This window comes from Myxococcus sp. AB025B (assembly GCF_006518215.1).
GTDB lineage: Bacteria > Myxococcota > Myxococcia > Myxococcales > Myxococcaceae > Myxococcus > Myxococcus fulvus.
The window spans coordinates 1-8,508 of record NZ_SRLW01000372.1 but is presented as its reverse complement, the minus strand read 5'-3'; the positions used below and the strand labels follow the sequence as shown (position 1 = coordinate 8,508).

The 8,508-nt window shown below is 68.6% G+C and carries 4 protein-coding genes and 1 pseudogene; all 5 read right to left on the bottom strand.

Going from position 1 to position 8,508, the window contains the following annotated elements; genetic code table 11:
• Positions 1-141: 141 nt before the first annotated feature.
• Positions 142-2,874: a DNA polymerase I gene (gene polA, locus FL311_RS38020; RefSeq protein WP_141332563.1), complete on the bottom strand. Its 2,733-nt coding sequence runs from the start codon at positions 2,872-2,874 to the stop codon at positions 142-144.
• 45 nt (positions 2,875-2,919) lie between these two features.
• Positions 2,920-4,761, bottom strand: a complete 1,842-nt coding sequence (locus FL311_RS38015; RefSeq protein WP_141332562.1) for an FHA domain-containing protein — start codon at positions 4,759-4,761, stop codon at positions 2,920-2,922.
• 6 nt (positions 4,762-4,767) lie between these two features.
• On the bottom strand, positions 4,768-6,555 hold the full coding sequence (locus FL311_RS38010) for an ATPase, T2SS/T4P/T4SS family (protein WP_046713345.1): 1,788 nt from the start codon (positions 6,553-6,555) through the stop codon (positions 4,768-4,770).
• 173 nt (positions 6,556-6,728) lie between these two features.
• Complete coding sequence (locus FL311_RS38005; protein ID WP_141332561.1) at positions 6,729-8,177, bottom strand: type II and III secretion system protein family protein; 1,449 nt, start codon at positions 8,175-8,177, stop codon at positions 6,729-6,731.
• Positions 8,178-8,223: 46 nt separating this feature from the next.
• Positions 8,224-8,508 (bottom strand): annotated as a pseudogene (locus FL311_RS38000) (prepilin peptidase); the annotation flags it as partial.

Genomic DNA, 8,508 nt, shown 5'->3' with positions numbered 1-8,508 from the left:
CGTGGATGGGGGTCCGCGCGACTCGCCGGTCGGACGGGTCGGCATTGTTGTCGTGGGGGCTGTTTCGTGGGGGCAGTGAGATAGCGCGTGGGACCGCGGGGGGAGCGTCTACGGGGGTGGGCGCTCCTCCCGCGTTGCTTTTCAGTGGGCGTCCGCCCAGCTTTTCCCCGCGCCGACGTCCACCTTCAGCGGCACCTTGAGCGAGGCCACGCCCGCCATGCCGCGCGCCACCAGCGCCTTCACCTGCTCCACCTCGGCGTCCGGCGCCTCCAGCAGGAGCTCGTCGTGCACCTGCAGGAGCAGCACGGTGGAGAGCTTCTGGGCGCGCAGCTCCTCGTCCACCACCAGCATGGCCTTCTTGATGAGGTCCGCGGCGGTGCCCTGGATGGGCATGTTGATGGCGGCCCGCTCGGCGGCCTGCGCCACGCCCCGGTTCTTGGAGTTCAGGTCCGCCATGTAGCGGCGCCGGCCGTACAGCGTCTCCACGTAGCCCGTCTTGCGGGCCGTGTTGACGGTCTCCTCCAGGTAGCGGCGGATGCCCGCGTAGCGGATGAAGTAGCGCTCGATGATGTCGCGCGCCGTCTCCTGGGGGATGCCCAGGCGCGTGGACAGGCCGTGCGGTGACAGGCCGTAGGCGATGCCGAAGTTCACCATCTTCGCCACGCGGCGCTGCTCGCGGTCCACCTGGTCCGGCGCCACGCCGAAGACCTCGGCGGCGGTGCGGCTGTGCACGTCCTCGTCGTTGCGGAACGCCTCCACCAGCACGGCGTCGTCGGCGATGTGCGCCAACAGCCGCAGCTCCACCTGGCTGTAGTCCGCGCTGACCAGCTGGTGGCCCGGAGCCGCCACGAAGGCGCGGCGGATCTCCCGCCCCAGCTCCGTGCGCACGGGGATGTTCTGGAGGTTGGGGTCGGTGGAGGACAGGCGGCCCGTGGCGGTGGCAGCCTGGTGGTACGTGGTGTGGATGCGGCCGTCCGCGGCCACCAGCGTGGGCAGCGTGTCCAGGTAGGTGCTCTTGAGCTTGGACAGGCTGCGGTACTCGATGATGGCGTTGGGCAGCGGGTGCTCCTCGGCCAGCTTCTCCAGCACCTCCTGGTCCGCGGACGGCCCCGTCTTGCCGCGCTTGATGATGGGCAGCTTCAGGTCGGTGAAGAGCACCTGCACCAGCTGCGGATTGGAGCCGATGTTGAACTCGCGTCCGGCGTGCTTGTAGACCTCCTTCACCTGCGACTCGACGGCCGCGTCCACCTTCACGGAGATGCGCGCGAGCTCCTGGGTGTCCAGGCTCACGCCCCGCCGCTCCATGCGCGCGAGGATGGGCAGCAGTGGCAGCTCCAGCTTCTGGGCCAGCTCCGACAGCTTCGCCTCGTCCAGCTCCTTCCACAGCTCGGGGGCGAGCCTGCGCGCGGCCTCGGCGCGCACCGCGAAGCCCAGCGCCAGCTCCTCCGGTGAGTGGTCCGCCAGCGCGCGGTCCTTCTTGCCGCGCCGCCCTTCGGCCGCGGGGGGCAGCGCGGGCAGCTCGGTGACGAGCCGCTCGCGCGCCAGGTCCGCCAGCGCGTGCTCGCGCCGCGAGGGGTTGAGCAGGTAGCTCAACAGCTCCACGTCGTCGTGCGCGCCCGTGAGGTCGATGCCCTCGTTGGCGAGCACCAGGGTGAGCGCCTTGAGGTCATGGCCCCCCTTCTTCACCGCGGCGTCCTCGAGCACGGCCTTGAAGGCGGCGGCGAAGGCGTCCGGGCGCACCTGGGTGGCGCCCAGGACATCGTGGCGCAGCGGCACGTAGCGGGTGCTCGCGTCCGGCAGGGCCACGCCCAGGCCCACCAGCTTCGCGGCGAAGGGCAGGCCCTCGTAGGCCGGCACCAGGCTCACCGAGCCCGCCGCGCGCACGGCCTGGACCAGCGCCTGGAGCTCCTCGTCCGTGGTGACAAGCGTCGTCGTGGTGGGCAGCGGCGCGGGCTTCTCCTTCACGGGCTCGGAGGCGCCCGGCGCTCCGCCCTGCCCCGCCTGCGGCAGCTCCTTGAGCAGCGCGTAGAACTCCAGCTCGGTGAACAGCTCCCGGGCCCGCGTGGCGTCCAGCTCCCTGCGGGTCAGCTCCGCCACGCGGACCTCCAACGGCAGGTCCGTCTTGAAGCTGACCAGTTGCCGGGCGCGCAGCAGGCTCTCGCGGTGCGAGGCGAGGTTCTCGCGAATCTTCGGCTTCTTCACCTCGTCCAGCCGCGACAGCAGCGTGTCCACGTCGCCGAACTGCTGGATGAGCTCCGTGGCCGTCTTCGGGCCGATGCCCGGCACCTTCGCCACGTTGTCCACCGCGTCGCCGATGAGCGCCAGGTAGTCGCGCATCTGCCTCGGTTCGATGCCCAGCCGCTCCTTCACGTCCTCGGGCCGGGTGTGCACGTCCTTCATCGGGTCGAACAGGCGCACGTCCTCGTCGACGATCTGGATGAAGTCCTTGTCCCCGGTGACGACCTGGACGCAGAAGCCCTCCGCCTTGGCCTTCTGCGCGAGCGTGCCGATGACGTCGTCCGCCTCCCAGCCCGGCATCTCCAGGATGGGCAGGTTGAGCGCCTCCACCACGCGGCGGATGAGCGCGAACTGGGGCACCAGGTCCTCGGGAGGCCCCTCGCGGTTCGCCTTGTACGTGGGGTCGATCTTCTGGCGCTCCACGCGGCTCTCCTTGTCGAAGGCGAGCGCGACGTGGGTGGGCTTCAAGTCCCGGAGGGACTTGAGCACCATGCGCGTGAAGCCGAGCACGGCGTTGGTGGGCACGCCCTTGCTCGTCGTGAGCGGCGGAATCGCGTGGTAGGCGCGGAAGATGAAGCCGGACGCGTCGATGAGGACCAGGGTGGGCGCGGGGCGCGGGGGGCTGGTGTCGGCCATGCCCCCGTGCCTAGCGCGCCCGTCCCTCCCTGTCCATGTCGCGCGCTAGTTGCACTTCCACTCGCGCTTCTTCGCCTCGACCATCTCCTCCACGCCGTCGCCCTTGACGGCCAGGTCCAGCACCGCCGCCAGGTCCGGACAGCCGCCGGCGCCACGGAAGGTGTTGAGCGCCAGCGTCGAGCAGAAGCCCGCCGCCTTGTTGAGGTCCGCGTTGCCCGCATAGAAGCTGAAGCCCAGCTTCCACACCCGGCACGCGCGGCGGTTGTCCTCGCGGTCCGCCCAGTGCCGGCCGCGCTGATAGGCCTTGTCCGCCATGTCCTGGAGGATGCTGCGCCGGTAGAACGACGGCTTGGACTCAGCCAGGTCGAGCATCAGCGACTTGTCCACCTCCAGCGCCTCGCGCAGCGGCTCCGACGCCTTCTCCGGGTCATCCGCGGCCAGGTAGCTCTGGCCACCCTTGAAGAGCTGATCCACCGTGGACATGGTCTTCATCATCTCGTCCGCGGCCCCGTGCAGCGCCGAGGACTCGTAGTTGGCGCGCAGCTTCTGCAGCGTGGCCAGCGCCTCGCTGCCGCGGCCGGACCAGTAGTCCATCATCGCCGCCTGCATCAGCTTGTTGGGGTAGCGCTGCTTCACCGCCTCCAGCACCACCATCTTCGGGTCCGTGGGCAGGTTCTCCTGGTTGAGCACCTCGGCCACCGGGCATGTCCACGGGACGGAGTTCGGATCCAGCTTCTGGCGCGAGATGAGGAACTTCACGAACAAGGGGTCCTTCGGCCGCCACTCGTTGCGGCGCAGGCGCCCGTCCAGCTTCAGCGTGTAGCCCAGGGGCGGCTGCAGGTCCTCGCGCGGCTGGTTCTGGCACCACACCGCCATGTACGTCTGGCAGCGCGGCACCGCGGCGCTCCACTGCGAGTTGTTCAGGTAGCGCTTGCAGTCATCCAGCGCGCGCTTCGTCACCTGCTCGGCCGCCTCGCTCGCCTTCGAGCGCGCGCGGCGGAAGTACTCGCTCTCACGCGGAATCTTGCGGAACGACGCCAGGGCCTCCTCGGGCTTGAGGCGCTGCACCAGCTTCTCGCCCGTGGAGAAGTTCTCGTACGCCTCCTTCTCCAGCTTGATGCGGCGGATGAGGGTGTTGGCGTCGGTGTTGATGGGGTCCAGGTCCAGCACTTGCGAGCAGATCTGCTCGGCCTTGGCCCAGTTGGGCGCGCCCAGCTCGCTGGACGCGAAGGAACGACACTCGCTGAGCAGGTCGGCGATCTGCTGAGCGGGGTCCACCTGCACGCCCGGGCCCATGGGACCGTCCGTCTGCGCGGGCGTGGAGGGCAGCATCACCTTCACCACGCCGGCCACGAGCAGCACCGCCACCAGGCCGCCGCCGGCCACCATCAGCTTCTTGCGCCGCGCGGCCTCCGGGTCTCCACCGCCGCTGCCGGCGTCTCGCCGCCGGGTGGGCGGAGGCGCGCCCGCGCCACGCCGCGAGGGCACCGCGGCGTCCTCATGAGGCGCCTCGAAGGTCAGCTCGATGACGCCGAACTGGAGCTGGTCCCCGGGCTGGAGCTCCACCGGCTCCGGGCCCCGCTCCGCGCCGGCCCGGGAGGGCGCGGCCTTGAGCGTCAGCGTGTAGTCGCCGAGCACCACCTCGGTCTGGGGCGTGAGCGCGGTGGGCTCCGCGATGGCCTCGCCATTCACGAAGGTGCCGTTGGCGCTCCCCAGGTCCTCGATGAAGACGGTGCCCGCCTCCGTGAAGACGCGCGCGTGCGTGCGCGACACGCCTCCCTCGGTGAGCAGGATGTCACAGCCCTGCTGGCGGCCCAGCTTCAGCTCGCCGACGACTTCGTGCTCGTTCTCCGTGCCGTCGGGCAGACGGACGACCAGTGTGGCCATGGCGCGTCAGTCCTCGCGGAAGATGCTCATGTTGACGGGGATGCCCTTGCGCTGAAGCTCGTCGTAGAACTTCGGCACGAAGCCCGACGCCACGAAGCGGCCACGCACCTTGTGGTCCTCCGTGAAGCCGTCCTGCTTGTAATAGAAGATGTCCTGGAGCGTGACGATGTCGACCTCCATGCCGGACACCTCCGTGACGTAGCAGATCTTCCGCGTTCCGTCGGAGAAGCGCGTCTGCTGGACGATCATGTGCACGGCGCTGGAGATCTGTTCGCGGATGGCCTTCACCGGCAGGTCCATGCCGGACATGAGCACCATCGTCTCCAGCCGGGCGATGGCGTCGCGAGGCGTGTTGGCGTGCAGCGTGGTGAGCGAGCCGTCGTGGCCCGTGTTCATCGCCTGGAGCATGTCCAGCGTCTCGCCCGAGCGGCACTCACCCACGACGATGCGGTCCGGACGCATGCGCAGGCAGTTCTTCACCAGGTCGCGGATGGTGATGGCGCCCTTGCCTTCCAGGTTGGGCGGCCGGCTCTCCAGTTGCACCCAGTGGTCCTGGGGGAGCTGCAGCTCCGCGGCGTCCTCCACCGTGACGATGCGCTCGTCGTCGGGGATGAAGGCGCTGATGATGTTGAGCGTCGTCGTCTTGCCGGAGCCGGTGCCGCCGGAGATGACGATGTTGCGCCGGGCCTTGACGCACATCTCCAGGAACTCGGCCATCTGCGCCGTCAGCGTCTTGTACTTGATGAGGTCCTGGATCTTCAGCGAGTCCTTCTTGAACTTGCGGATGGTGATGCAGGGCCCCTTCAGCGCCAGCGGCGGGATGATGGCGTTGACGCGGCTGCCGTCCTTGAGGCGCGCGTCCACCAGCGGGCTGGACTCGTCGATGCGCCGGCCGATGGGCGCCACGATCCGCTCGATGACGCCGAGCACCGCCTGGTTCGAGGAGAACGTCTTCTCCGACAGCGTCAGCTTGCCCTTGCGCTCGATGTAGATCTGGTTGGCGTGGTTCACCATGATCTCGCTGATCTCATCCGACGCGAGGAACGCCTCCAGGGGCCCCAGGCCCAGCGCCTCGTTGATGACGTCGGTGAGCAGCTCCTCCCGGTCCACGTCCTCCGGGAGCTCACCATCGGCCTCCATCTGGTCGATGATGTCGCGGATGGCCTTCTCGGTGCGACGCCACAGCTCGTCGTCACCCAGTCGGTCCATGTCCATGCGGCGCAGGTCGAGGTACTCGATGAGCCGGTCGTGGATCTCCTTCTGGAGCCGCGTGTAGCGCTCCACCCGGGGGTCCACCTTCTTCTTGTTCTTCGCCAGCGCGGACGCCATGGACGCGGGCATGCGGCCCGCGGCGGGCTGGGGGGGCGGCGGAGGCGGCGGCTCCTCCTCCTCGTAGGGCTCCTCGTCCTCGTACTGCTCCTCCTCGGGGTAGCCCTCCTCCTCACCCTGGTCGTCGTAGGCCTCTTCCTCCTGGCCCGCGCGCGTCATCGCCGGCCCCGCGTCCTCCAGCGGCTCCACGTTGATGATGTAGTCGCCGATGTAGATCTGGTCCGTCGGCTTGAGCACCTGGGGCGCGGCGATCTTCTTGCCGTTCACGAAGGTGCCGTTCGTGGACTTCATGTCCACGATGATGCACTTGCCATCCTTGGCGACGATGCGGGAGTGGTACTTCGAGACATTGCCCTTCGCGAGCATGATGTCATTGCCGGGCAGCCGACCGATGGTGATCTCCGGCTTGTGGTACTCACGCTGCTCGGTCCCGCCGCCCTTTTCCGCGAGGGTGATCAAAAACATGGGGCCGATGCTACCAAGCGCCCCTTCCACCTCAAAGCGTCGGGCGCAGCCGAATGCCCGCCCGCAAAGCCGACGGGCCGGCTCCCGCCCCCGGAAGGGAAGGAAACCGGCCCGTGACGAGGCCCTGGTGGGCCCCGGTGCCCCAGGGCGCCGGCGGAGCGGCGCCCGCGGCGTCAGTCGAAGATGTTGAAGTTCACCTCGGACCGGGCCTGCTTGTAGCGGCTCTTCACGTCCTCGATGATGGTGCGGACCTTGTCGGAGTCCGGGTTGACAATGCGCGGCGTGACGAAGATGACCAGCTCGCGCTTGGTCGAGTCGAAGCCGCGGCTCTTGAAGAGCTCGCCGACGATGGGGATGTGACCCAGGCCGGGAATCTTCGACACGGACTTCTGCTCGTCGTGGCTGAACACGCCGGACAGGACGATGGTCTCGCCGTGGCGCACGGTGACGTTCGTCTTCACCTTGCGGGTGCGGAAGCCCGGAATCGTGGACGAGCCACCGAAGGACACCGCGACGGACGTGTCGATTTCGGAGGCCTCGGCCTCGATCTCCGTCTGGATGTTGCCGTTGCGGTCCGCCGTGGGGCGCAGGTTCAGGATGACGCCGTACTTCTTGTACTCGACGGAGAACTGGTTGTTGGTGATGAGCGGAATCGGGACCTCGCCGCCCGCCAGGAACTCCGCCTTCTCACCGCTGGCGCACACCAGCTTGGGCTGCGCGAGCAGACGGCCGTAACCGTCGTTGCCCTGGAAGCCGATGGAGAAGTCCGCGCCCGCCGTCAGGCCCAGGTTGGAGCCGCCCTGGCCGAAGGTGCCCGGGAACAGCTCCTGCGTCACCGTGGCCGCCGCGGACGCCGTGCCCGTGATGTCCAGGGGGTAGCGGATGCCGTAGCGGTCGCGGCTGTTGCGGCGGATCTCGACGAACTGGACCTCCGAGAGGATCATCCGCTTGATGCCGACCACGAGCAGGTTCTCCACCTTCTCGCCGATGGCCTTGGTGATGAGCTCCGCCTTCTGGAGGTCCTGCTGGCTCTCCACCGAGCCCTCCAGGAAGATGGTCGCGCCGACCACGTTGGCCTGCACGTTCTTCAGGCCGCCCTTCTGGAACGCCGCGTTGAGGTTCTGCGCCACCAGCTTCTTGGCGTTGGGGGCGATCTTCACGAACGACTTCACGTTCGGATACAGGCTCACCACCTGCTCGATGCGGTCCGCGTCCTGCGTGGTGTAGGCCTGACCGTCCAGGTAGATGCGGTCGCCCACCATGCGGACGGAGACGCCTTCGATCTCACCCAAGAGGCGCTTGATCTCCGCGATGACGTCGTTGGGGTCCTGCTTGCGCACGTTGATGAGGTAGCTGGTGCGCTGGCCGGTGGACTTCCAGATGAGGAGGGTCGTCTTGCCTTCGGCCTGGCCGGTGACGAGCAGCTGGCCGGAGCCGAGCGTCTTCACGTCGGCGATGGACGGATCGCCGAGGGCCACCTTGCTGAGGCCCGGGATGTTGAGAACCTTCTGGGCGCCCACCCCGAGGCTGAACGTGGTGCCTTCCTGGGCCAGGGCGGAGCCACCGGCAACCAGGGCAACGAGCGCGCCCAGGGCGGCGGCATGCGTGAAGCGTGTGAACATCGTGCGTGTCCCCTCTTCCAAAGTCTCTGCGCCTACAGTCTCTGCGCTAACCCAAGCTTTGTTGCTGCCACCACACCGCCCAGAAGGTCCCGAGCGCGATGGCCACCCCGTAGGGGATGTGTCGCTGCGTGGAGGGAGCCGTCTCCGCGCGTGCCAGGCGAAGACGGACCGCCCAGCGTCGCAGCGCCGCCGCCACCGTGTCCCAGGCCGCCCCCTGCCACAGGAGCGAGACCACCGCCTGGGCCGCGCCCACCAGGGAGATGAACGCGGCGGCCGCCATCGACGCTGGGAACCCCAGCACGGCGCCCACCCCGGCCATCAACTTCACGTC

What these genes read in the sequence shown, in the direction of transcription:
- polA (WP_141332563.1), bottom strand. Translation starts at nt 2,874, where the DNA reads ATGGCCGACACCAGCCCCCCGCGCCCCGCGCCCACCCTGGTCCTCATC.
- FL311_RS38010 (WP_046713345.1), bottom strand. Translation starts at nt 6,555, where the DNA reads ATGTTTTTGATCACCCTCGCGGAAAAGGGCGGCGGGACCGAGCAGCGT.
- FL311_RS38005 (WP_141332561.1), bottom strand. Translation starts at nt 8,177, where the DNA reads ATGTTCACACGCTTCACGCATGCCGCCGCCCTGGGCGCGCTCGTTGCC.
- FL311_RS38015 (WP_141332562.1), bottom strand. Translation starts at nt 4,761, where the DNA reads ATGGCCACACTGGTCGTCCGTCTGCCCGACGGCACGGAGAACGAGCAC.